This is a genomic window from Pseudarthrobacter sp. BIM B-2242, from assembly GCF_014764445.1.
Classification (GTDB): domain Bacteria; phylum Actinomycetota; class Actinomycetes; order Actinomycetales; family Micrococcaceae; genus Arthrobacter; species Arthrobacter luteus_A.
Genome location: NZ_CP061721.1, coordinates 2,002,464 through 2,024,454, shown reverse-complemented (window position 1 = coordinate 2,024,454; position 21,991 = coordinate 2,002,464). Strand labels below are relative to the sequence as shown.

The 21,991-nt window shown below is 65.0% G+C and carries 21 protein-coding genes; 10 read left to right on the top strand and 11 right to left on the bottom strand.

Annotation, left to right across the window (positions count from 1 at the left end; genetic code table 11):
* Positions 1 to 16: 16 nt before the first annotated feature.
* Positions 17 to 898 carry a neutral zinc metallopeptidase gene (locus IDT60_RS09210; protein WP_191081670.1) on the top strand — a complete coding sequence of 294 codons (882 nt, stop codon included), beginning with the start codon at positions 17 to 19 and terminating at the stop codon, positions 896 to 898.
* Between the two features lie 96 nt (positions 899 to 994).
* On the opposite strand, the gene IDT60_RS09205 is transcribed toward IDT60_RS09210, so the two are convergent.
* From IDT60_RS09205 to IDT60_RS09180, 6 genes are all read right to left on the bottom strand, one after another.
* Entirely contained in the window at positions 995 to 1,327 is a 333-nt protein-coding gene (locus tag IDT60_RS09205; RefSeq protein WP_164199852.1) for a metal-sulfur cluster assembly factor, read from the bottom strand.
* 12 nt (positions 1,328 to 1,339) lie between these two features.
* Positions 1,340 to 2,125 (bottom strand): Fe-S cluster assembly ATPase SufC, encoded by a 786-nt coding sequence (gene sufC, locus IDT60_RS09200; RefSeq protein WP_164199854.1) that lies wholly within the window; start codon positions 2,123 to 2,125, stop codon positions 1,340 to 1,342.
* 134 nt (positions 2,126 to 2,259) lie between these two features.
* Positions 2,260 to 2,619 (bottom strand): non-heme iron oxygenase ferredoxin subunit, encoded by a 360-nt coding sequence (locus IDT60_RS09195; protein ID WP_164199856.1) that lies wholly within the window; start codon positions 2,617 to 2,619, stop codon positions 2,260 to 2,262.
* Between the two features lie 20 nt (positions 2,620 to 2,639).
* Positions 2,640 to 3,926 (bottom strand): Fe-S cluster assembly protein SufD, encoded by a 1,287-nt coding sequence (sufD, locus tag IDT60_RS09190; RefSeq protein WP_191081669.1) that lies wholly within the window; start codon positions 3,924 to 3,926, stop codon positions 2,640 to 2,642.
* Between the two features lie 2 nt (positions 3,927 to 3,928).
* Positions 3,929 to 5,392: a Fe-S cluster assembly protein SufB gene (gene sufB / locus IDT60_RS09185; RefSeq protein WP_108599660.1), complete on the bottom strand. Its 1,464-nt coding sequence runs from the start codon at positions 5,390 to 5,392 to the stop codon at positions 3,929 to 3,931.
* Positions 5,392 to 6,234 (bottom strand): metalloregulator ArsR/SmtB family transcription factor, encoded by an 843-nt coding sequence (locus IDT60_RS09180; RefSeq protein ID WP_223883935.1) that lies wholly within the window; start codon positions 6,232 to 6,234, stop codon positions 5,392 to 5,394. The genes sufB and IDT60_RS09180 overlap by 1 nt, the downstream gene beginning before the upstream one ends.
* Before the next feature lie 116 nt (positions 6,235 to 6,350).
* Between IDT60_RS09180 and IDT60_RS09175 the strand changes: the two genes are divergently transcribed.
* Genes IDT60_RS09175 through IDT60_RS09165 form a run of 3 tightly spaced genes read left to right on the top strand, consistent with a single transcriptional unit; the run spans position 6,351 to position 9,035 of the window.
* Positions 6,351 to 7,316, top strand: coding sequence for an ABC transporter ATP-binding protein (locus tag IDT60_RS09175; RefSeq protein WP_191081667.1), 966 nt, complete (start codon positions 6,351 to 6,353; stop codon positions 7,314 to 7,316).
* A complete protein-coding gene (locus tag IDT60_RS09170) occupies positions 7,313 to 8,083 on the top strand; it encodes an ABC transporter permease (RefSeq protein ID WP_191081666.1) in 771 nt (256 codons plus the stop codon). The genes IDT60_RS09175 and IDT60_RS09170 overlap by 4 nt, the downstream gene beginning before the upstream one ends.
* A 7-nt stretch (positions 8,084 to 8,090) precedes the next feature.
* The gene (locus IDT60_RS09165; protein ID WP_164199866.1) at positions 8,091 to 9,035 is read left to right on the top strand and encodes a heme A synthase; all 945 of its coding nucleotides are present in this window, start codon (positions 8,091 to 8,093) and stop codon (positions 9,033 to 9,035) included.
* 342 nt (positions 9,036 to 9,377) lie between these two features.
* On the opposite strand, the gene IDT60_RS09160 is transcribed toward IDT60_RS09165, so the two are convergent.
* Positions 9,378 to 10,337 carry a heme o synthase gene (locus IDT60_RS09160; RefSeq protein WP_164199868.1) on the bottom strand — a complete coding sequence of 320 codons (960 nt, stop codon included), beginning with the start codon at positions 10,335 to 10,337 and terminating at the stop codon, positions 9,378 to 9,380.
* 505 nt (positions 10,338 to 10,842) lie between these two features.
* Here IDT60_RS09160 and tkt point away from each other — a divergent pair.
* From tkt to pgl, 6 genes are read left to right on the top strand one after another with little or no spacing between them, the layout of a single operon-like run.
* On the top strand, positions 10,843 to 12,960 hold the full coding sequence (tkt, locus tag IDT60_RS09155; RefSeq protein WP_191081889.1) for a transketolase: 2,118 nt from the start codon (positions 10,843 to 10,845) through the stop codon (positions 12,958 to 12,960).
* A 23-nt stretch (positions 12,961 to 12,983) separates the two neighbouring features.
* A complete protein-coding gene (gene tal / locus IDT60_RS09150; RefSeq protein ID WP_191081665.1) occupies positions 12,984 to 14,099 on the top strand; it encodes a transaldolase in 1,116 nt (371 codons plus the stop codon).
* A gap of 6 nt (positions 14,100 to 14,105) precedes the next feature.
* Positions 14,106 to 15,740, top strand: coding sequence for a glucose-6-phosphate isomerase (locus tag IDT60_RS09145; RefSeq protein WP_191081664.1), 1,635 nt, complete (start codon positions 14,106 to 14,108; stop codon positions 15,738 to 15,740).
* Between the two features lie 14 nt (positions 15,741 to 15,754).
* On the top strand, positions 15,755 to 17,326 hold the full coding sequence (gene zwf / locus IDT60_RS09140) for a glucose-6-phosphate dehydrogenase (protein WP_164199874.1): 1,572 nt from the start codon (positions 15,755 to 15,757) through the stop codon (positions 17,324 to 17,326).
* Positions 17,323 to 18,264 carry a glucose-6-phosphate dehydrogenase assembly protein OpcA gene (locus IDT60_RS09135; RefSeq protein ID WP_164199876.1) on the top strand — a complete coding sequence of 314 codons (942 nt, stop codon included), beginning with the start codon at positions 17,323 to 17,325 and terminating at the stop codon, positions 18,262 to 18,264. Before zwf ends, IDT60_RS09135 begins: the two co-directional genes overlap by 4 nt.
* Positions 18,254 to 19,072: a 6-phosphogluconolactonase gene (gene pgl / locus IDT60_RS09130; protein ID WP_164199877.1), complete on the top strand. Its 819-nt coding sequence runs from the start codon at positions 18,254 to 18,256 to the stop codon at positions 19,070 to 19,072. Before IDT60_RS09135 ends, pgl begins: the two co-directional genes overlap by 11 nt.
* Here pgl and IDT60_RS09125 read toward each other — a convergent pair.
* The 4 genes from IDT60_RS09125 to pgk form a co-directional block, all read right to left on the bottom strand.
* Positions 19,025 to 19,417, bottom strand: a complete 393-nt coding sequence (locus IDT60_RS09125; RefSeq protein WP_164199879.1) for an RNA polymerase-binding protein RbpA — start codon at positions 19,415 to 19,417, stop codon at positions 19,025 to 19,027. The two genes, pgl and IDT60_RS09125, sit on opposite strands and share 48 nt — an antisense overlap.
* Before the next feature lie 126 nt (positions 19,418 to 19,543).
* On the bottom strand, positions 19,544 to 19,801 hold the full coding sequence (gene secG, locus IDT60_RS09120) for a preprotein translocase subunit SecG (RefSeq protein WP_164199881.1): 258 nt from the start codon (positions 19,799 to 19,801) through the stop codon (positions 19,544 to 19,546).
* Between the two features lie 51 nt (positions 19,802 to 19,852).
* Complete coding sequence (gene tpiA, locus IDT60_RS09115; RefSeq protein WP_191081663.1) at positions 19,853 to 20,668, bottom strand: triose-phosphate isomerase; 816 nt, start codon at positions 20,666 to 20,668, stop codon at positions 19,853 to 19,855.
* 87 nt (positions 20,669 to 20,755) lie between these two features.
* Positions 20,756 to 21,982: a phosphoglycerate kinase gene (gene pgk / locus IDT60_RS09110; protein ID WP_164199885.1), complete on the bottom strand. Its 1,227-nt coding sequence runs from the start codon at positions 21,980 to 21,982 to the stop codon at positions 20,756 to 20,758.
* Positions 21,983 to 21,991: the final 9 nt, after the last annotated feature.

Here is a 21,991-nt window from a genome sequence, read left to right as displayed (position 1 = left end):
GGGCTATTGTGACTTCATGAGCTTCAATGACAACGTTCAACTGGACCCCTCCCAGGTGGAGGACCGTCGCGGCATGGGCCGCGGCGCGAAAATCGGCGGCGGAATCGGTGGCGGGCTCATCCTGCTCATTGCAACTCTGCTCGGCGTCAACCCCGCACTGCTGGAAGGCCTGACCGGAGGGGCGGGCACTCCTGACCAGAGCCAGGGCACGGCACCGGCCTGCGACAGGGGTTCCGACGCCGATGCGCGGCTGGATTGCCGGATCACCGGCACTGTCAACAGCCTGAACGCGTTCTGGCCAGCGTACCTCCAAGACTACGGTGTCGAGTATCCACAACCGCGGACAGTCATCTTCGAGAACGGCGTCAATACGTCCTGCGGTGCTGCCACCAGCGCTGTGGGCCCGTTCTATTGCCCCACCGACACCACCGCCTACTTCGACCCGGGCTTCTTCCAGGATCTTGTGGACAGGTTCGGCTCCTCCGGCGGGCCGCTGGCACAGGAGTATGTGGTGGCGCACGAATTCGGCCACCACATCCAGAACGTGCTCGGCTACCTGGACCGCGCCCAGCAGGATCCGCAGGGCCCCGAATCGGGTGCCGTCCGGGTGGAGCTCCAGGCCGACTGCTACGCCGGCCTCTGGGTGCGGCATGCATCAACCCAGGCAGGGCCCGACGGCCAGCCGTTCCTGGAACCGATCACCCAACAGGACCTGAACGATGCCCTGTCAGCCGCCTCGGCAGTGGGCGATGACAGGATCCAGGAAGCAGCCACCGGCCGAGTTTCCCCCGAAGCCTGGACGCACGGCTCCAGCGAGCAGCGGCAGAAGTGGTTCTACACGGGCTACCAAAGCGGCGACATCAACCAGTGCGACACGTTCTCGGCGGCCACCCTCTAGGGAGCCGGCGGGGAACGACGCCGGCCGGCCACCTTCGCGGAGAAGGTGACCGGCCGGCGTCGTACTTTTGAGCAGGTGCCGTGCGGGCGGTGGGGATCAGATGTTGAAGCCGAGGGCCCGCATCTGGTCCTTGCCGTCGTCGGTGATCCGTTCCGGACCCCACGGCGGCATCCACACCCAGTTCAGGCGCCAGTCATCGACAACACCGTCAAGGGCCTTACCGACCTGCTCCTCGATCACGTCGGTGAGCGGGCAGGCAGCCGTGGTGAGGGTCATGTCGATCAGCAGGGCGCCGTCGTCGTCCGAGTACTTCAGGCCGTACAGGAGTCCGAGGTCAACGATGTTCACGCCGAGCTCGGGGTCGATGACGTCCTTCAGTGCCTCTTCGATATCCTCGAGGCCCGTCCGGGCCGCTTTGATTTCGGTCATGGCAAGTCCTTACTAGGCCTGTGCTGCAGCGATGGTGGCTGCGCCGGCGCCCGTGGCGTAACGGTCGTAGCCTTCTTCTTCGAGGCGGTCGGCCAGTTCCGGGCCGCCCTCTTCGACAACCTGGCCGTCAACGAACACGTGGACGAAGTCAGGCTTGATGTAACGCAGGATGCGGGTGTAGTGCGTGATGAGCAGCGTACCCATGTTGCCTTCGGCGTGGGCACGGTTGACGCCTTCGGAAACAACCTTCAGGGCGTCAACGTCCAGGCCGGAGTCGGTCTCGTCCAGAATGGCGAACTTCGGCTTGAAGAGCTCCAACTGGAGGATCTCCACGCGCTTCTTCTCGCCGCCGGAGAAGCCTTCGTTGACGTTGCGCTGGGCGAAGTCGGCGTCGATGCGCAGCTGGGCCATCGCGTCCTTGACTTCCTTGGTCCAGGTGCGCAGCTTGGGGGCTTCGCCGTCAATGGCGGTCTTCGCAGTGCGCAGGAAGTTGGTCATGCTGACACCGGGGACCTCCACGGGGTACTGCATGGCCAGGAAGACGCCGGCGCGGGCACGCTCGTCGACGCTCATCGCCAGGACGTCTTCGCCGTCGAGGGTGATGGTGCCGCTGGTGACGTTGTAGCGCGGGTGGCCGGCGATGGTGGACGCCAGGGTGGACTTGCCGGAGCCGTTGGGGCCCATGATGGCGTGGGTCTGGCCGGTCTTGATGGTCAGGCTGACGCCCTTCAGGATCTCCTTGGTGCCCTGCTCCGTGTCAATGCTGACGTGCAGGTCCTTGATCTCAAGAGTAGACATTCGTCTTGTTCTCCTCTGCACCGGCCCGTGGGCGGCGGTGCGGTCTTTGTCTGGAAGTTTGGTTCTGGTGCTGTAGCCCGCCGGCAGGTTTCGCCGGTGGCTGGTTTGGACGGCTGGCGCCGGGGGTGATGCTGCTAGCTGAAGTTCGGGGCTTCGGCTCCGTTGAGGACGTTGGTGAAGTCCACGTAGACCTCATCCCCGTGGATCTCGACGGCGAACACCGGCACGGGATCGTAGGCGGGCAGCTGGAGCGGCTCGCCGCTGCGCAGGTCGAACTGGGAACCGTGGCCCCAGCACTCGATCATGCACCCCTCCACTTCACCTTCGGACAGGGAGATGTCCGCGTGCGAGCAGGTGTCCCCGATGGCGTGGATCTCGCCCATGGAATCTTTCACGATGGCTACCGGGTAGTCATCGATCAGGATCCGGAGCGCCTGCTTGAGCTGGATTTCATCCGTCTTGCAGACAAGCTCGCCCTTTGGCTGGTCAGTCATCTGTGTATTACCGCGCAGTCTTAGTTGTCCGTCAGCGCGAGTTCGCGCTCAACAGCCTCGGTCAGCCGCTCTTCGAGCGCCGGAACCTTGATCTGCTGGATGATCTCGTTCAGGAAGCCACGGACCACCAGGCGGCGGGCAACATCCTCCGGGATGCCGCGGGCCATCAGGTAGAACAGGTGCTCATCGTCGAGGCGGCCAGTGGCGCTGGCGTGGCCGGCACCCTTGATCAGGCCGGTCTCGATCTCCAGGTTGGGGACGGAGTCGGCGCGGGCGCCGTCGGTGAGGAGCAGGTTGCGGTTGGCCTCGTAGCTGTCGGTGCCTTCGGCTTCCTTGCGGATCAGGACATCGCCAACCCACACGGCGTGCGCGTTCCGCCCCTGCAGCGCGCCCTTGTACAGCACGTTGGAGGTGCAGTTGGCCACCGCGTGGTCAACGAACAGACGCTGCTCAAGGTGCTGGCCGGCGTCGGCAAAGTACAGGCCGAACATTTCCGCTTCGCCGCCGGGAGCGGTGAAACGGGCCGACGGCGTGACGCGGACCAGGTCGCCGCCGAGGCTGACAACCACGTGCTTGAGCTTGGCGTCGCGGCCGATCTTTGCCTGCTGCGAGGAGGCGTGCACGGCGTCGTCGTTCCATTCCTGGAGTGAGACAACTGTGAGGTCAGCGCCGTCTTCAACAACGATTTCGATGTTCTCGGACACCACGGCGGAACCTTGGTGGTCAAGGACAATGACGGACTTGGAGAACTTCTCCGCCACGATCACCAGGTGCTGGGCCGCTGCGTCCGTCGAGATGCCTTCAATCACAACGGTGATTTCGGCGTCGGCTTCATACTCCGCCGGGACGGTGAGGACGGTGGCTTCGCTGAAGTTTTCCCAGGCATTGGCAGACACACGGTCTTCCGGGATGCCGGCGGATCCGATGCGCTTGTCGTCGCGGGCCACGGTTTCCACAGTGACCTGCCCGGGGGCGCTGACGGTGACGGAGGGGGCCGCACCCGCAAGGACCTCGCTGTGCAGGCCGCGGAGGCGCTTCAGCGGCGTGAACCGCCAGTCCTCTTCGAGCCCGGTCAGCGGCTTGAAGTCCGCCAGGTTGTAAGAAGTCAGGCGGCCCGCGCGTGAGCTGTCCGGGATGCCGACACCGCCGCCGTGCGAGTGGCTTTTGACCGCTTCGCCGGCGAGCGGGGCCTTGGAATTGGCCGCGTTGATCGGAGACAGGCTCTCGCCCTCTTCGGTGAAACCGTCGATAAACGGCTGGGCTGAGGGCGCGCCGATGCGGGCCTTTTCAGTAGTGATTTCAGTCATCGTTATCCGACGGACCCTTCCATCTGGAGTTCAATCAGGCGGTTCAGCTCAAGTGCGTACTCCATCGGGAGTTCGCGGGCGATGGGCTCGATAAAGCCGCGGACGATCATCGCCATGGCCTCGTCTTCGCGCATGCCGCGGGACATCAGGTAGAAGAGCTGCTCTTCGCTGACCCGGGAAACAGTGGCTTCGTGACCCATCACCACGTCATCCTCGCGGATGTCGATGTACGGGTAGGTGTCCGAACGGCTGATGGTGTCAACCAGGAGCGCGTCACAGCGGACGGTGTTGGCCGAGTGCTTGGCGCCTTCCCTGACCTGGACCAGGCCGCGGTAGGCTGCGCGTCCGCCGCCACGGGCTACGGACTTGGAGATGATGGAGCTCTTGGTGTTCGGAGCAATGTGCACCATCTTTGAGCCCGTGTCCTGGTGCTGGCCGGCGCCGGCGAAAGCGATGGACAGGGTCTCGCCCTTGGCGTGCTCGCCCACCAGGTAAACGGCAGGGTACTTCATGGTGACCTTCGAGCCGATGTTGCCGTCGACCCATTCCATGGTGGCGCCTTCTTCACAGATAGCGCGCTTGGTCACCAGGTTGTACACGTTGGTGGACCAGTTCTGGATGGTGGTGTAACGGACGCGGGCGCCCTTCTTCACGATGATTTCCACCACGGCGGAGTGCAGCGAATCCGAGGTGTAGATCGGCGCGGTGCAGCCTTCGATGTAGTGGACGTAGGAGTCCTCGTCGGCGATGATCAGGGTCCGCTCGAACTGGCCCATGTTCTCGGTGTTGATGCGGAAGTATGCCTGCAGCGGGATATCCACGTGGACGCCCTTGGGGACGTACACAAAGGAGCCGCCGGACCAGACAGCCGTGTTCAGCGAGGCGAACTTGTTGTCGCCCACCGGAATGACGGTGCCGAAGTATTCCTGGAAGATCTCCGGGTGCTCACGCAACGCGGTATCGGTGTCCAGGAAGATGACGCCCTGCTGTTCCAGGTCCTCGCGGATCTGGTGGTAGACCACCTCGGACTCGTACTGTGCTGCGACGCCGGAGACCAGGCGGCTGCGCTCAGCTTCCGGGATGCCCAGCTTCTCGTAGGTGTTCCGGATATCCTCGGGCAGGTCTTCCCACGTGGCGGCCTGCTTCTCCGTGGACCGGACAAAGTACTTGATGTTGTCGAAGTCGATGCCGGAGAGGTCTGCACCCCAGGTGGGCATGGGCTTGCGGTCGAAGTACTTCAGGCCTTTGAGGCGAAGGTCGAGCATCCACTCGGGTTCGCTCTTTTTGTCCGAGATGTCACGGACTACTTCGTCATTGATGCCGCGGCGTGCGTTGGCTCCGACATCGTTCTTGTCGGACCAGCCGTACTCGTACGTGCCGATGCCGTGGAGCTCGGGATTCTTTTCCAGAATCTCCGAGATCACAGTGTCTTCGGCTACCGCTTTCTCTGATAGTTGGTCCGTCATCACGGCCTTTCTTGCTGATGGTTGGTTACTTCATTCAGGCTGGCGGGGGCTGTTTGCGGGACGTGGTGTCCCCCTGCAGCCAGCCGGCCTGTGGGTATGTGGGTGGTGCAGACGTGCCCGCCTCGCGCCAGTGTGGACAGCCGGCGCACGTCGACGCCGACCAGCCGGGAGAACACTTCGGTCTCCACGTCGCAGAAAACAGGAAAGTGGGCGGCGAGCTGCTGGATGGGGCAGTGCCCCTGGCACAGCTGGACACTGGACAGTGCCGCCGGCAACGGGGCCTTCGCCTCGATCGAGGCGGCTGACGCCACAAACCCGTCCCGGCTCAGGGCCTCAGAAAGAGCACGTGCCCGCGCGGTGATGTCCGCTCCGGCCTTTTCGATCTCGGGCGCATACCTGCGTTCCATATCGGCGAAGCGCTCGACGGCGAACGCGCGGACGGCGTCGTCCCCCGCCATCTGCTGGAGCTGCTTGAGCGCCAGGGTGGCGATGTCGAGATAATCGTTGCCGAGCGTGGACTGGCCCTGGGAACTCAGAACATACCGGCGTGCGGGACGGCCGGCGCCGGCTCCTGCCTTGGCCACGCGCTTGACTTCGATAACACCGCTGCGGTCCAGATGGTCCAGGTGCCGCCGGACTGCTGCGGGCGTGAAGCCCAGCATGTCGCCGAGCTCGGCGGCGCTGATCGGGCCATGCTCCAAAACGGCACCCAGCACGCGGTCCCGGGTACGCTCGTCCGGGTCCGCCACCGGCGAAACGGCGACGTGGCGGCGCTCCGGGCTGGTGCGGGGCGCTCCGTGCCCGGCAAGAGGCACAGCAGTAGCGTTGGTCATGGAATACACAACACAATCATGTCGTAATTTACTCCCCCGTACCAGTAAGGTGAGGCTGACCTGCGTCGGTTCGGATCGCCGGTGGCGGCAAATGCACTCAGTACTACATCGCGTAGAATGCTGGGGTGCGATCCCCCGAATCCCCGGTTCTGTCCATCAGCGGGTTAATTAAGGATGTTGGTCCGCTGGCCAGCCTGGATGGAAAGATGCTCCGGGTGGTGAGCGGGGTCTCCCTCATCGCCGAACGCGGCCAGGTGACCGCCCTCCTCGGAGCTAACGGCGCCGGTAAAACCACCACCATCGAATGCGCCCAGGGCCTGCAGACCCGAAGCGGAGGCAGCATTTCGCTGCTGGGACAGGATCCCAACCGTGCGGGGGCTGACCTTCGCTCCCGCGTCGGCGTGATGCTTCAGGACGGCGGGCTGCCGCCGTCGGGCAGGCCGATTCCGCTGCTCCGCCATATCGCAGGCATGTACGCGCGGCCTCAATCCGTTGACAGGCTGGTGGAGCGGCTCGGCATTGATACTTTTGCCAGGACGTCCGTGCGCCGGCTCTCCGGCGGCCAGAAGCAGCGGCTGGCTCTTGCCGCAGCCCTCATCGGCAACCCGGAGGTCCTCTTCCTGGACGAGCCCAGCGCAGGACTGGACCCGCAATCCCGCCAGCTTGTTTTCGAGCTGATCGGAGAGCTGCGGGACGCCGGCATGGGGATTATCCTCACCACGCACCTCATGGATGACGCGCAGCGGCTGGCCGACTACGTCTACATCATCGACGCCGGGCGAAACGTTGCCGAGGGTACCGTGGCGCAGCTCCTCCAGCGCGATCCGGCCATGGAATCCGGCGAGCACATCCGGACCCTCCTCTTCGAGGCCCCCGCAGGACTTAACCTTGACGGCGTTCTGGACGAGTCCGTCTCCATCCGTGAAACACGCGCCGGCAGCTACATTGCCACCGGACCACTCACGCCCCGTGACCTTGCCTCGCTCGCCGTCTGGTGGGCCGATCACGGCGTTATGCCCACCTCCCTGAGCCTCCAAGCACGCAGCCTCGAAGACGTCTTCCTGGATATTTCGGGAAAGGACATCCGATGACAGCCACTCCCGCCGCCGCTGAACGCCAGGCGCCCGCCGCCCTTCTCCGGCGCATCCTGCTCCAGGGAAAATACGAAGCCGTCACCATGCTCAGGAACGGCGAGCAGCTTATCCTCGCGGTGGTCCTGCCATTGCTTGCCCTGGTGGGGCTGACCGTCACACCCCTTCTTGACGGTTTCGGCGCCAGCCGGATCAATGTAGCCGTCCCGGGCATCCTGGCACTTTGTGCACTGTCCACTGCGTTTACCGGTCAAGGGATCGCCACCGGCTTTGACCGCCGCTACGGCGTCCTTCGCTTCCTCTCCACCACGCCGCTGGGCCGCCCGGGGCTCATCGCCGGCAAGGTCCTGGCCGTCCTCACCGTGCTGACCCTGCAGGTCCTGGTGGTCACCGCCGTTGCATTGCCGCTCGGCTGGACGCCGCCGGCGCCAGGTTGGCTGCCGGGCGTCGCACTGCTGGGCCTGGGCGCCGCGGCGTTCACCGCGCTGGGGCTGCTGGTTGCCGGCACCGTCCGGCCGGAGGCTACCCTGGCCATCACAAACCTGCTGTGGATTCTGCTCGGTGCGCTGGGCGGCATCGTTATTCCTCCCGGCCGGCTGCCCGCCGCTGCCCAGGACATAGTGCACTACCTGCCCTCCGGCGCACTGGGTGAGGCCTTGCGCGAGGCCTTTCTCTTCGGCACCGTTAATTTTGGTGCCGCCCTAATCCTGCTGATCTGGACACTCCTTGCCGGCGCAGCAGCCATCCGTTGGTTCAAGTGGAATTGAGATATTCGTGAGCACGGCTTCACGCCTCCCCCAGTTTGCAGGCCGCCTGACGTCGCGGCTGCCCCGTACCGTCGATGCCCGCGTGCGGCGCCTCGCTGTGGCCTCCCTCATTGGCCAGACCATGCTGATCGTCACCGGCGGCGCCGTCCGTCTCACCGCGTCCGGCCTGGGCTGCCCCACCTGGCCGCGGTGTACCGACACCTCCCTGGTGAATACGCCGGAGATGGGCATCCACGGATTCATCGAATTCGGCAACCGGCTCCTGACCTTCGCCCTGGCAGCGGTGGCAGTTCTTATGCTGGTGTACCTGTGGAACCTTCGCCGGGAGCGCCGGGACCTGTTCCTCCTGGCTCTCGGCCTGCTGGCCAGCATCCCGGCGCAGGCAGTGATCGGCGGCATCACCGTGCTGACCCAGCTCAATCCGTGGGTAGTGGGCATGCACTTCCTAGTGTCGATGGCACTGGTGGTCATAGCCACCCTGCTGGTCAACCGCGCCTATGGCCGGACCGGACGTTTTGCCTCCACGGCGCTGCCCGCACTGCCGGGCGTACTGCGTCCGGTGTCCTCCGCCGTCGCGCTCTTCTCGGCACTGGCCGTCATCCTCGGCGTGGTGGTCACCGGAGCCGGCCCGCATGCCGGTGACGCCAACGCACCGCGCAACGGCCTCGACTGGGATCTGTTCTCCCACATCCACGCCGTCCCTGCGTACCTCATCACGGCAGGCACCCTGTTCGCACTGGCGCTGGTGTTCAGCCGCCGGATAACCGGCCCGTACCGGACCGCCGTGATCCTGCTCCTGGGTGTCACACTGCTGCAGGCAGTCATCGGCTTCACGCAGTATTACAACGGGATTCCGGCCCTGCTCGTGGGCGCCCACATGCTTGCTGCGGCACTGCTGATGAGCGCAGCAACCAACGCGGCCGACGTCGCGCGTTCCAGCCCGACGAAGTAGCCCCGCGCCAGCTAGCCCGAACGAGTGCCACGGTTCCAGCGGAACCGTGGCACTCGCCTTTAAGGACGCTCTCTCACTTAATGTGGCAATTTCCCAAACGCTCTCGCACTTAATGCGAAAGTTGCCCGCATCCTCTATCACTCCCTGCGGCAAATGGGCCGTCTGCTTTTCACCTACCGCCGGCCTATGCAGAAGACCCTCCCCCGCCGTGTAGGCGTGGGAGGGTCAGCGACTTTCCTAAAGAAAGTGAGAGAGCGATGGACGAAAGGCCACATTAAGTGAAAGAGCGTCCGCAGAAAACCCGCATTAAGTGAGAGAGCGTCCCGGGGGGTGGGGGGTTGGTTAGCCGATGATGGCGGAGCCGATGAACGGATCCACTGCCAGGGCGATAAACAGCAGGGTCAGGTAGCTGATGGAGCCGTGGAAGACCTTCATGGCCCGTTTGTCGGAGATGTCTTCGCGCTGTGCCCGGCTGTACAGGGCATGTGATTCGTAGAGGAACCATGCTCCGGCCAGGACCGCCGTGACCGTGTACACCCAGCCCGCACCGCCGGCCGGAACCATCAGCAGAGAGCAGGCCACCATGGCCCAGGCATAGAGGACAACCTGGACGGAGACTACCTTGGCGCCGGCAATGGCGCCAAGCATGGGCACATTGGCGTTGCGGTAATCTTCGCCGTAGCGCATCGACAGCGGCCAGTAGTGCGGCGGCGTCCACAGGAAAATCACCATAAACAGGATGATGGCCGGCCATTCCACGGTGTTGGTCACGGCGGCCCAGGCAATAACGACGGGGAAACAGCCGGCGGCCCCGCCCCACACAATGTTCTGTGCAGTGCGGCGTTTCAGGATCAACGTGTAAATCACCACATAGAAGAAGATCGCGGCTAACCCAAGCCAGGCAGCCAGCGGGTTGGCCCAGAACCAAAGAATGGCAATGGCGGCGGCTCCGAGCAGCCAGGCAAAGACCAGCGCCTCCCGGGGCGTCACCTCGCCGGTGACGAGGGGCCGGTTTTCCGTGCGGTGCATCAGTTTGTCGATGTCGCGGTCAAAGTAGCAGTTGAATGCCCCGGCGCTGCCGGCCGCGAAGGCGCCGCCAACCAACGTGGCGAGGATCAGTCCGATCGGCGGGAAACCCCGCTCGGCGTAAATCATGGTGGGCAGCGTACTGACGAGCAACAGCTCAATCACACGCGGTTTGGTGAGGGCGAAATACGCCTTGGCCTTGCGGGCCAGCCGGGCTCCCCCTGTGGAGGGGGAAGCATTCAGCGGCGTATCGGTTGTGCTCACGGTGGCAGTCACCCGTTCTGGTTGGCAGTTCTGTCTGTGCAGCTTGATCAGGCCGTCTGTCCGGGTAACCCGCAATGATCGAATGAAAGTCCCGGCATTGCCTGGAGTCCGCCGCTACCCCGGAGGGGCGCGGCTACCCGGCGTCGGCCTCCGAATATCATACCGTGCCTATTTGTAACAGATGCCCCGTCAATAGGCCCTGATGATTGCTCGCAGGCCGATTCGAGCAGATTAACTCAACCTCACGGAACACTCATTCACATATGGCGAAATTGCGTCCAAAACGTGAGATTTGCGCCAAACGGAGAGTGGAATAGAGCTAAGCTGTCACCAGATCAGCATGCAGCAAGAACGCGGTGGAAACCGTGTTCCAAGCGGCAGTGTCTGAGGGATAGATCCACGTTTCGATGGTGAACGGCTGGTACACACCGCAGCGGGCACCCCAGCGTGCTCCAGACCGGATCAGGGTGTACTGCCCACCGTCAGCATAGAGAGGGGCCCGGTTTTCGTGCCACATTTGGAAGAGCAAGAACTGTCATGGAGCGATTTGGACCAGCGCGCGGTGGACACCGCCCGTGTCCTGGCTGCGGATGCTGTGGAGAAGGTCGGCAACGGCCACCCCGGCACGGCCATGAGCCTTGCCCCGGCCGCGTACCTTCTCTTTCAGAAGCTGATGCGCCACGATCCCCGTGACCCGGACTGGCTGGGACGTGACCGGTTCATCCTGTCACCCGGCCACACCTCGCTGACCCTGTACATCCAGCTGTTTCTTTCCGGCTACGGCCTGGAACTGAAGGACCTGCAGGCGCTGCGCACCTGGGATTCGCTGACCCCGGGCCACCCTGAGTACAAGCACACCGCCGGTGTGGAGATCACCACCGGTCCGCTGGGCCAGGGCCTGGCTTCCTCGGTGGGCTTCGCGTACTCCCAGCGCCGGATGCGCGGCCTGTTCGACGCCGACGCTGCCGAGGGCACGTCCCCGTTTGACCACACCATCTGGGTCATCGCCTCCGACGGCGACATCCAGGAAGGCGTGACCTCCGAGGCTTCCTCGCTGGCCGGCCACCAGGAGCTGGGCAACCTCGTTGTGGTCTACGACGAGAACCACATCTCCATTGAGGACGACACCGACATCTCCTTCACCGAGGATGTCCTCAAGCGCTACGAGGCCTACGGCTGGCACACCCAGCGCGTGGACTGGACCGAGACGGGCGAGTACGTCGAAGACGTGCAGGAGCTCTACTCGGCCCTGCTCGCGGCGAAGGCAGAGACGTCCAAGCCGTCCATCATCTCGCTGCGGACCATCATCGGCTACCCGGCACCGAAGAAGCAGAACACCGGCAAGATCCACGGTTCCGCCCTCGGCGCCGAGGAAGTGGCCGGCTTGAAGTCCGTCCTGGGCTTCGACCCGGAGAAGTCCTTCGAGGTGGACCAGGACGTCCTGGCCCACGCCCGTGCCGTGGTTGACCGCGGTGCAGCCGCCCGCAAGGAATGGGAAGAGTCCTTCAACGCCTGGCAGGCCGCCAACACCGAAGGCGCAGCGCTCCTGCAGCGCATCGAGGCCCGCGAACTTCCGGCCGGAATCGACGCCGCCCTGCCGGTGTTCGAAGCCGGCAAGGACGTTTCCACCCGTGCAGCGTCCGGCAAGGTGCTGAACGCACTCGGCCCGGTCATGCCCGAACTCTGGGGCGGCTCGGCTGACCTCGCCGAATCCAACAACACCACCATCGAAGGCTCGCCGTCGTTCGTGCCCGCGTCCAAGCAGACCGATGCGTGGAAGGGTAACCCGTACGGCCGTGTCCTGCACTTCGGCATCCGCGAGCACGCCGCGGCCTCGATCGTGAACGGCATCTCGCTGCACGGCCGGACCCGCGCGTTCTCCGGCACGTTCCTGATCTTCAGCGACTACCAGCGCCCGGCCATCCGCCTCGGCGCGCTCATGGGTGTCCCGTCGCTGTACGTCTGGACGCACGACTCCATCGGCCTGGGCGAAGACGGACCCACCCACCAGCCCGTGGAACAGCTCGCCACCCTGCGTGCCATCGTGGGCCTGGACGTTGTCCGCCCCGGCGACGCCAACGAGGTTGCTGTTGCATGGAAGACCATGCTGGAGAACCACGAGAACCCGGCCGGCATCGTCCTGACCCGTCAGAACATTCCCACCTACGCCCGCGGTGAAGGTGCGGCCGACGGCGACACGTTCGGTTCCGTTGCCGGCGTCACCAAGGGCGGCTACGTCCTCGCCGAAGCGGCCAAGGACGGCGCCACCGTCCCGGCCGACGTGCTGCTGATCGCTACCGGCTCCGAGGTCCAGCTGGCCGTCCAGGCCCGCGAAGCCCTCCAGGCCGAAGGCATCGCCGCCCGCGTCATCTCCATGCCGTGCGTCGAGTGGTTCAACAAGCAGGACGCCGCCTACCGCGAGTCCGTGCTGCCCGCAGCCGTCAAGGCCCGCGTCTCGGTCGAAGCCGGCCTTGCCCTGGGCTGGCGGGAGTTCGTCGGCGACGCCGGCCGCTCCGTCAGCCTCGAACACTACGGCGCTTCCGCTGACTACAAGCGCCTCTTCAAGGAGTTCGGCATCACCGCGGAGGCAGTCGCCGCCGCAGCCAAGGACTCCCTCGCCGGCCTGCAGGCCTAACCCAGAATTCAGGAGATATCACCATGACTACCCCTACACAGCAGCTCTCCGACGCCGGAGTATCCATCTGGCTCGATGACCTTTCCCGCAGCCGCCTCGAAACCGGGACCCTGCGCAAGCTCATCGAAGAGAAGAACGTGGTTGGTGTGACCACCAACCCCTCGATCTTCCACGCCGCCATCACGTCCGGCACGGACTACGACGCCACCATTGCCGCCCAGGCAGCAGCCGGGGCCAGCATCGAAGAGACCATCTTCGAAATCACCACCACCGACGTCGCTGACGCCTGCGACCTGTTCGCCCCCGTGGCAGCAGCAACCAAGGGTGTGGACGGCCGCGTGTCCATCGAAGTTGACCCGCGCCTGGCCTGGGACACGGCCGGCACCATCGCCGAGGCCAAGCACCTGTACAAAAAGGTCAACAAGGACAACGTCCACATCAAGATCCCGGCAACCCTTGAAGGCCTGGAAGCGATTACCGCTACCCTCGCCGAGGGCATCAGCGTCAACGTGACCCTGATCTTCTCGCTCGAGCGCTACCGCGCCGTCATCAACGCCTTCCAGTCCGGCCTCGAACAGGCCAAGGAAAACGGGCACGACCTGTCCACGATCCACTCGGTGGCCTCCTTCTTCGTCTCCCGCGTGGACTCCGAGATCGACAAGCGACTCGACGCCCTCGGCACCGATGAAGCCAAGGCACTCAAGGGCAAAGCCGGCGTGGCCAACGCCCGCCTGGCCTACCAGGTCTACGAGGAGCTGTTCGCCACCGAACGCTGGGCCTTGCTGGCCGAAGCCGGCGCCCTTCCCCAGCGTCCCCTGTGGGCTTCCACCGGCGTCAAGGACCCGGCCTACCCGGACACCCTGTACGTCACGGAGCTCGTAGCCCCCGGCGTGGTCAACACCATGCCGGAGAAGACCCTCGACGCCACGTTCGATCACGGCGTCGTGACCGGAGACACCATCACCGGCACCTACGCGGAGGCTAACGCCACGCTGGATGCCCTCGACGCACTTGGCATCTCCTACAACGAGGTTGTCGCGCTCCTTGAATCCGAAGGCCTCGACAAGTTCGTGGCCAGCTGGAAGGAACTGCTGGCCGACGTCGAAGGCGCCCTCGCCACCGCACGGAAGGCATCCTAACCCACTATGAGCACTCTCAGCTACGACGCCACCGGTGCCGCGCAGCAGGCACTTGAGCAGCATGTGCCCACTCTTGTGGCGGACCGGATTGCGACCCGGATCTTCGCGAAGGACCATACCCTGTGGGGTCCGGAGGCCGAGGCCGAGTCTGCTGTCCGCCTGGGCTGGGTCGAGGCGGCTACCGTCTCGCAGGCCCTGGTTCCGGGGATCCTTGAGCTCCGTGATGCCCTGAAGTCCGACGGCGTGTCCCGCATCGTGCTTTGTGGCATGGGCGGATCCTCGCTGGCTCCCGAGGTTATCGCCGGTACCGCTGGCGTCGAGCTGACCGTGCTGGACAGCACGGACCCCGATCAGGTCCGTGCCGCCCTCGCGGACCGGCTGGCCGAGACCGCGATTGTGGTCTCGTCCAAGTCCGGTTCCACGCTGGAAACTGATTCCCAGCGCAGGATTTTCGAGCACGCCTTCACCGCGGCCGGGATCGACGCGAAGAGCCGGATCATCATCGTCACCGACCCCGGCTCCCCGCTGGATAAGGCCTCCCGCGAGGCCGGCTACCGGGCCGTGTTCAATGCGGATCCCAACGTCGGCGGCCGGTACTCGGCCCTGACCGCGTTCGGGCTGGTCCCCTCGGGCCTGGCCGGCGTGGATATCCAGGCGTTCCTGGACGAGGCCGAGGAAGCCGCCGAGATCCTCAACGAGGATGCGCCGGAGAACATCGGTCTGGCCCTGGGCGCGGCCCTGGGCGGAACCAGCCCGCTGCGGGACAAGATCGTCATTGCCGAGGACGGGTCCGGGATTGTGGGTTTCGCGGACTGGGCCGAACAGCTCATCGCCGAATCCACCGGAAAGTCCGGCACCGGGGTCCTGCCGGTCGTGGCCGGCCCGGCGGCGCCCGAGGTCGGCTCCGGTGCCGCTGATGTGCTGGTGGTGCGGCTGGTTGCTGCTGATGCCGACGTCGAACTCGGTGAGAACGAGGCGGCCATTGCCGGCGGGCTCGCCACCCAGATGATGGTGTGGGAATTCGCCACGGCCGTTGCCGGCCGGTTGCTGGGGATCAACCCGTTCGACCAGCCGGATGTGGAGGCGGCGAAGGTCGCCGCCCGCGGCCTGCTGGACGCCCAGCCCGAACCCACACCGGCCGCCTTTGTGGACGGTGCCATCGAGGTCCGCGGCGGTGACTGGCTCCGCGGTGCCCACACGGCCGAGGAAGCCGTCGGTGCCCTTCTGGGAACGCTTGATGATGAGAGCTACCTCAGTGTCCAGGCCTACTTCGACCGCCTGGCTTTCGCCGAGCTTGAAGGCATCCGGGACCAGCTCGCCGGCACCAGCGGCCGTCCGGTCACCTTTGGCTGGGGACCGCGGTTCCTGCACTCCACCGGGCAGTTCCACAAGGGCGGCCCCGCGATCGGCGTGTTCCTCCAGGTCACCGCGGCACCCGCCGAGGATCTGGCCATCCCGGACCGTCCCTTCACCTTCGGGGAACTGATCTCCGCGCAGGCCGCCGGGGACGCCCAGGTCCTGGCCGGTCACGGCCGCCCGGTCCTGCGCCTGCACCTCACCGACCGCACCGCCGGCGTTGCACAGCTGCAGGAGATCATCACCGCTGTCGCCGCCCAGTCCGCATCCGTCTCCGACAGCTAAGGCTCAACCGCACCATGCCAGAAACTGACAACGGCAGGAACTCCGCCATGCCTGCCGGAAAAGCGGGACGCAACCCGCTCCGCGATCCGCGGGACCGCCGTCTCAACCGGATTGCGGGTCCGTCCTCCTTGGTGCTCTTTGGAGTCACGGGGGATTTGGCGCGTAAGAAGCTGATGCCGGCTGTGTATGACCTGGCGAACCGGGGGTTGTTGCCGCCGAGTTTCGCGTTGGTGGGGTTTGGCCGGCGTGAGTGGTCGGATGAGGATTTTGCGGCGGAGGTGAAGGCTGCGGTGCTGGCGTCTGCGCGGACCCCGTTTGATGAGGCGGTGTGGAACCAGCTCGCGGAGGGGATCCGTTTTGTTCGGGGCGCGTTTGATGATGATGACGCGTTTGAGCGGCTTGGTGAGGTCATTGATGAGCTCGATGAGGTCCGCGGGACGCGGGGGAACCACGCGTTTTATCTCTCGATTCCGCCGAAGGCGTTTGAGCAGGTCTGCCGGCAGTTGTCCAAGCACGGCCTCGCGCAGGGTGATGGGGAGAAGTGGCGGCGGGTGGTGATCGAGAAGCCGTTCGGTCATGACCTGGACTCGGCCCGGGCGCTCAATGACATTGTGGAGTCGGTGTTCCCGGCTGATGCGGTGTTCCGGATTGATCATTATCTGGGCAAGGAGACGGTGCAGAACATTCTGGCGTTGCGGTTCGCGAACCAGTTGTTCGAGCCGTTGTGGAACGCGAATTACGTGGACCATGTCCAGATCACGATGGCCGAGGATATTGGCACCGGCGGCCGGGCGGGGTATTACGACGGTGTGGGCGCGGCGCGGGATGTGATCCAGAACCACCTGCTGCAGTTGCTCGCGTTGACGGCGATGGAGGAACCGATCTCCTTTAACGCCGATGATTTGCGGGCGGAGAAGGAAAAGGTCCTCGCCGCGGTGAAGCTCCCGGAGGATTTGTCCACGCATTCGGCGCGGGGTCAGTTCGCCGGCGGCTGGCAGGGCGGGGAACAGGTCCAGGGCTACCTGGAGGAAGAGGGGATCCCCGCGGATTCGAAGACCGAAACGTTCGCGGCGATCCGGGTCGATATCCACACGAGGCGCTGGGCCGGGGTCCCGTTTTATTTGCGGGCCGGGAAGCGGCTGGGGCGGCGGGTGACCGAGATCGCGGTGGTGTTCAAACGCGCCCCGAACCTGCTCTTCCGTGACCACGGGGAGGATGATTTCGGGCAGAACGCTGTGGTCATCCGGGTCCAGCCCGATGAGGGCGCGACGATCCGGTTCGGGTCCAAGGTCCCGGGCACGCAGATGGAAGTCCGGGACGTGACGATGGACTTCGGCTACGGGCATTCGTTTACCGAGTCCTCCCCGGAGGCGTATGAGCGGCTGATCCTGGACGTGCTCCTGGGCGAGCCGCCGTTGTTCCCGCGGCATGAGGAAGTGGAACTGTCCTGGAAGATCCTGGACCCGTTCGAGGACTACTGGGCCTCCCTGGCGGAGCAGCCCGAACCCTACGCCCCCGGGTCCTGGGGCCCTGCCAGCGCCGATGAGCTGCTGGCCCGTGACGGACGAACCTGGAGAAGGCCATGATCGTAGACCTGCCGGACACCACCACCTCGAAGATCTCCAAGAAAATCATGTCCCTGCGCGAGCAGGGCGGCGTGATCGCCCTGGGCCGGGTCCTGACCCTGGTGGTCGTGACCCGGTCCGGGCTCGAGGAAGAAGCGATCGAGGCCGCGAACGAAGCCAGCCGGGAACACCCCTGCCGGATCATCGTGCTCGCCGACGCCGGCGCCGAGGCCCCGAACCGGCTCGACGCCCAGATCCGGGTCGGCGGGGACGCCGGCGCCTCGGAAGTGATCGTGCTGCGCGGCTACGGGGAACTCGCCCACGAAAGTGAGTCCCTGGTCGCGGCCCTGCTCCTCCCGGACGCCCCGATCGTGGCCTGGTGGCCGCACGGGGCACCGGAGAACGCCTGCGAAACCTCCGTGGGGAAGATCGCGCACCGCCGGATCACCGACTCCGCGAACGAACCCGATCCCCAAAAGGCGCTCGAGAACATCCGGGCCACCTACAAAGCCGGCGACACCGACCTCGCCTGGACCAGGCTCACGAACTGGCGGATCCAGCTCGCCGCCGTCCTGGACCAGACCGACGGGTCCCCCGTGACCGCGGTCGCCGTCGAAGGCGCCTCCGACTCCCCGTCCACGATCCTGCTCGCGGCCTGGCTGACCCTGGCCCTGGACGCACCCGTAACCATCGTCGCGGACCCCGCCGGAACCGGGATCCGCCGCGTCCGGCTCACCCGCCCCCACGGCGACGTCCAACTCTTCCGCCCCGGCACCTCCATCGCCGAACTCACCCAGCCCGGCCAGCCCGCCCAACGCATCTCCCTGCCCCGCCGCAGCCTCAAAGACTGCCTCGCCGAAGAACTCCGCCGCCTCGACCCCGACGAAGTCTTCGGAGAAGTGATTACTATTGGACTTCCACGTACCAATCTAAGGAGCGTCCGGCCCAGTGAGCGTTGAGCCCAGAGTAAGCATCCACCCCGATTCGTCCGTCCTGATGGCTGCCATCGCAGCCCGCCTGATCACCAAGCTGGTGGACGTGCAGGACAAATACGGTGAGGCCACTGTGGTGCTGACCGGCGGAACGGTGGGTATCGGCACCCTGAAAGCCGTCGCTGACTCACCGGCAGCCCCCGCGGTCGACTGGTCGAAAGTGAACTTTTGGTGGGGAGACGAGCGGTTCGTAGGGTCGGAGGACCCGGACCGCAATACCAGGCAGGCATTCGATGCCCTCCTCGCCCACATCCCGGTTGATCCGGCAAGGATCAACCAGCCTGCTTCCACGGACGACTTCGATACTCCCGAAGAGGCCGCGGACGACTACGCCCGGCGCTTGCGGGAAGCGGCCGCAGCCGAGCACGCCGCGGATATGTCAGACGACCGGGCCGACGAGCCAGGGCAGGTCCCACGGCTGGACGTCGTGTTGCTGGGCGTTGGACCCGATGCCCACGTGGCTTCGCTGTTCCCGGAACAGGGCGGCATCCGTGAAAAGGAACTGACCGTGGTGGGGGTGCGGAACTCCCCCAAGCCCCCACCGCAGCGTATTTCCCTCACGCTGCCCACCATCAACACCGCTGCCGAGGTCTGGATGGTGGTGGCTGGCGAGGACAAGGCCGGTGCGGTGGGACTCGCCCTTGCAGGTGCGAACCCCGTGCAGGTGCCCGCCGCCGGGCCGCGCGGGACATCGCGCACACTATGGTTGATCGATGAGAATGCAGCGTCACGTGTCCCGCAGCAGCTCGTCCGGAAGGACGCGGCCGGCGCGTAGCTTTTCCAGCGCTCCGGCCAGGACAGCCTCGGCGTCCTGGTCGGAGCGCCGTTCTTTAACGTACTCCAGATGGCTTTTATAGCCCTCTTCGAGTGGTTCATCCCGGGCGGCCTGCTCCCCGTCGCGGGACGCCGGTGACCCGCATCGCCGGCAATCCCAGCTGACCGGAATCTGTTCGTCGGGCAGCCGCAGGAAAACAAGCTGGGTCTCATGGCCCTTGACGCACCAGTAGGACACCCTGATCCTGGGTACGCGCTCCCCTGTTGCCTCGGACTGGTTCTTGGGACCGGCACCTTCGGTCACACCCACCCGGGTGCCACGGAATGCAGACGCGCTATGTACCATCGGGACTCCTGGCTGATTAAACGACGCTGTTTAAACGACACTGTGGCTGTTGGAGAAGCCAACAGCCACAGTTTAGTTCGGAGATTCCCGCGGCGGCAGTGACGCGCCACTATCAGTTGGAAGTTCCTAGGAGTCGCCCGCCCCGCTGAACCGCATCAGCAGGCCCAGTGCGATGATCACTACGCCCCAGGTGACGCCCAGAACCACGGTGAACCTGTTCAGGTTGCGCTCTGCCACACCCGAGGAGCTCAGGCCTGAGCTCATACCGCCGCCGAACATGTCCGACAGCCCGCCGCCCCGGCCCTTGTGAAGCAGGATAAGCAGCGTCAGCAGAAGGCTGGTAATGCCCAGGAGAATCTGCAGAATGACATGAAGAACGTCCACGACGGCCTTTCAGAAGATTGGAATGGCGGGAGCCTGGGTGTTGCTGACGTACTAATCTGTCAGCAGGTGACTCTCGAACCTGACAATATTAGCAAACTCAGCGGGATCAAGGCTGGCCCCGCCTACCAACACGCCGTCAACGTCCCGTTCATTCAGGATCGACGCTACGTTGTTTGCCTTCACGGAACCGCCGTACAGCAGGCGGATCTTCGCTGCGACGTCGTCGCCGAAGATGGTGGCGAGCTCGGCACGGATGGCCGCGCACATTTCCTGGGCGTCCTCGGGGCCCGCCACTTCGCCGGTGCCGATGGCCCAGACGGGCTCGTAAGCCACTACAAGCTCGGCAGCCTGCTCCGCAGTCAGGCCCTCGACGTCGGCGCGGAGCTGGGTGAGAGTGTGCTCCACATGGGTCCCGGCCTGGCGGATCTCCAGGCCTTCGCCAACGCACAGCACCGGGGTAATCCCATGCTTGAACGCTGCCTTGACCTTGGCGTTCAGGACCTCATCCGATTCGTTGTGGATGGTGCGGCGTTCGCTGTGGCCGACCAGGACGTACCGGCAGCCCAGCTTGTTCAGGAACTGGCCGGAGATGTCACCGGTGTAGGCGCCGGAGTCGAACTGGGACAGGTCCTGGCCACCGTAAGCGACGTCTAGTTCGTCTCCCTGGACGAGGGTCTGCACACCGCGAAGGTCGGTGAAGGGGGGAAAGACTGCCACCTCAACACGGCTGTAGTCGTGCTTGGCATCGGACAGGGTCCAGGCCAGTTTCTGCAGGAGGGTGATGCCCTGGACATGGTCCATGTTCATCTTCCAGTTGCCCGCTATGAGAGGCGTGCGGTCAAATGCACCGTTCGTTGACGTTGTCACGTGTTCTCCAAAAGTCGTGAATAAGTATGCGGCCGGCAGGGTGCCCGCGGGCACCCTGCCGGCCGGAGGACTTGTCAGCCCTTGTTGCTAGCGGTCCAGGACGCTCAGTCCCGGGAGTTCCTTGCCTTCAAGGTATTCCAGGCTGGCGCCGCCGCCGGTGGAAATGTGTCCGAACTGGTCGTCCGCGAAGCCCAGGGTCCGTACTGCTGCCGCTGAGTCGCCGCCGCCCACAACAGTGAACGCGTCAGCTTCGGTCAGCGCCTTGGCCACTGCACGGGTTCCGCCGGAGAAGGCTTCGAATTCGAAGACACCCATCGGCCCGTTCCAGAAGACCGTCTTGGCGCCCTTGATCCGGTCGGCGAACGCGGCTGCCGAGTCCGGCCCGATGTCCAGGCCGATGCCCTGCGCACCGAAGCTGCTGCTTTCGATAGCGTCTGCGGGGACCGTTTCGTGCTCGGCGTCCGCGGCGAACTTGCTGGCCACCACAACGTCGGTGGGCACGATGAACTCCGTGCCGGCATCTGCCGCCCTCTTGAGGTAGTCCTTGACGACGGGGATCTGGTCTTCCTCGAGGAGGCTGCCGGCAACGCTGTGGCCTTCTGCTGCGAGGAAAGTGAAGAGCATGCCGCCGCCCACCAGGATGGTGTCCGCTTTACCGATCAGGTTGTCGATGACCGCGAGCTTGTCGGACACCTTGGAGCCGCCGAGCACCACAACGTAGGGACGCTGCGTGTCTGCAGTCAGCTTCCGCAGGACCTCCACCTCCGTGTGGACCAGGTCGCCCTGGTATGACGGCAGCCGGGTGGCGACGTCGTACACGCTGGCGTGCTTGCGGTGAACAGCACCGAAAGCGTCGTCAACGAAGGCGCCGTTCCCTGCGGTCAGGGCAACGAGCTCGTCCGCAAAGGCGCCGCGCTCGGCGTCGTCCTTGCTGGTTTCGCGGGCGTCGAAGCGCACGTTCTCCAGCACGAGTACTTGACCGTCCTGCAGCGAGGCAGCCAGTTCCTTGGCGGAAGTGCCCACCGTGTCACCGGCGAGGGTGACATTGAACGGAGCAAGCTCCGTGAGGCGCGCTACGGCTGGCTTAAGGGAGTATTTGTCTTCGGGAGCGCCCTTGGGGCGTCCGAGGTGGGCTGTTACCAGCACGCGGGCACCGGCGTCCGTGAGCTTCGTCAGCACTGGCAGTGAGGCCTTGATACGGCCGTCGTCAGTCACTGTAGAGCCGTCGAGCGGCACATTCAGGTCACTTCGAACCAGAATGTACCGCCCGCGGACACCTTCAGCGATCAGTTCGTTGAGGGTGTGGAATGTCATGTGTCTAAC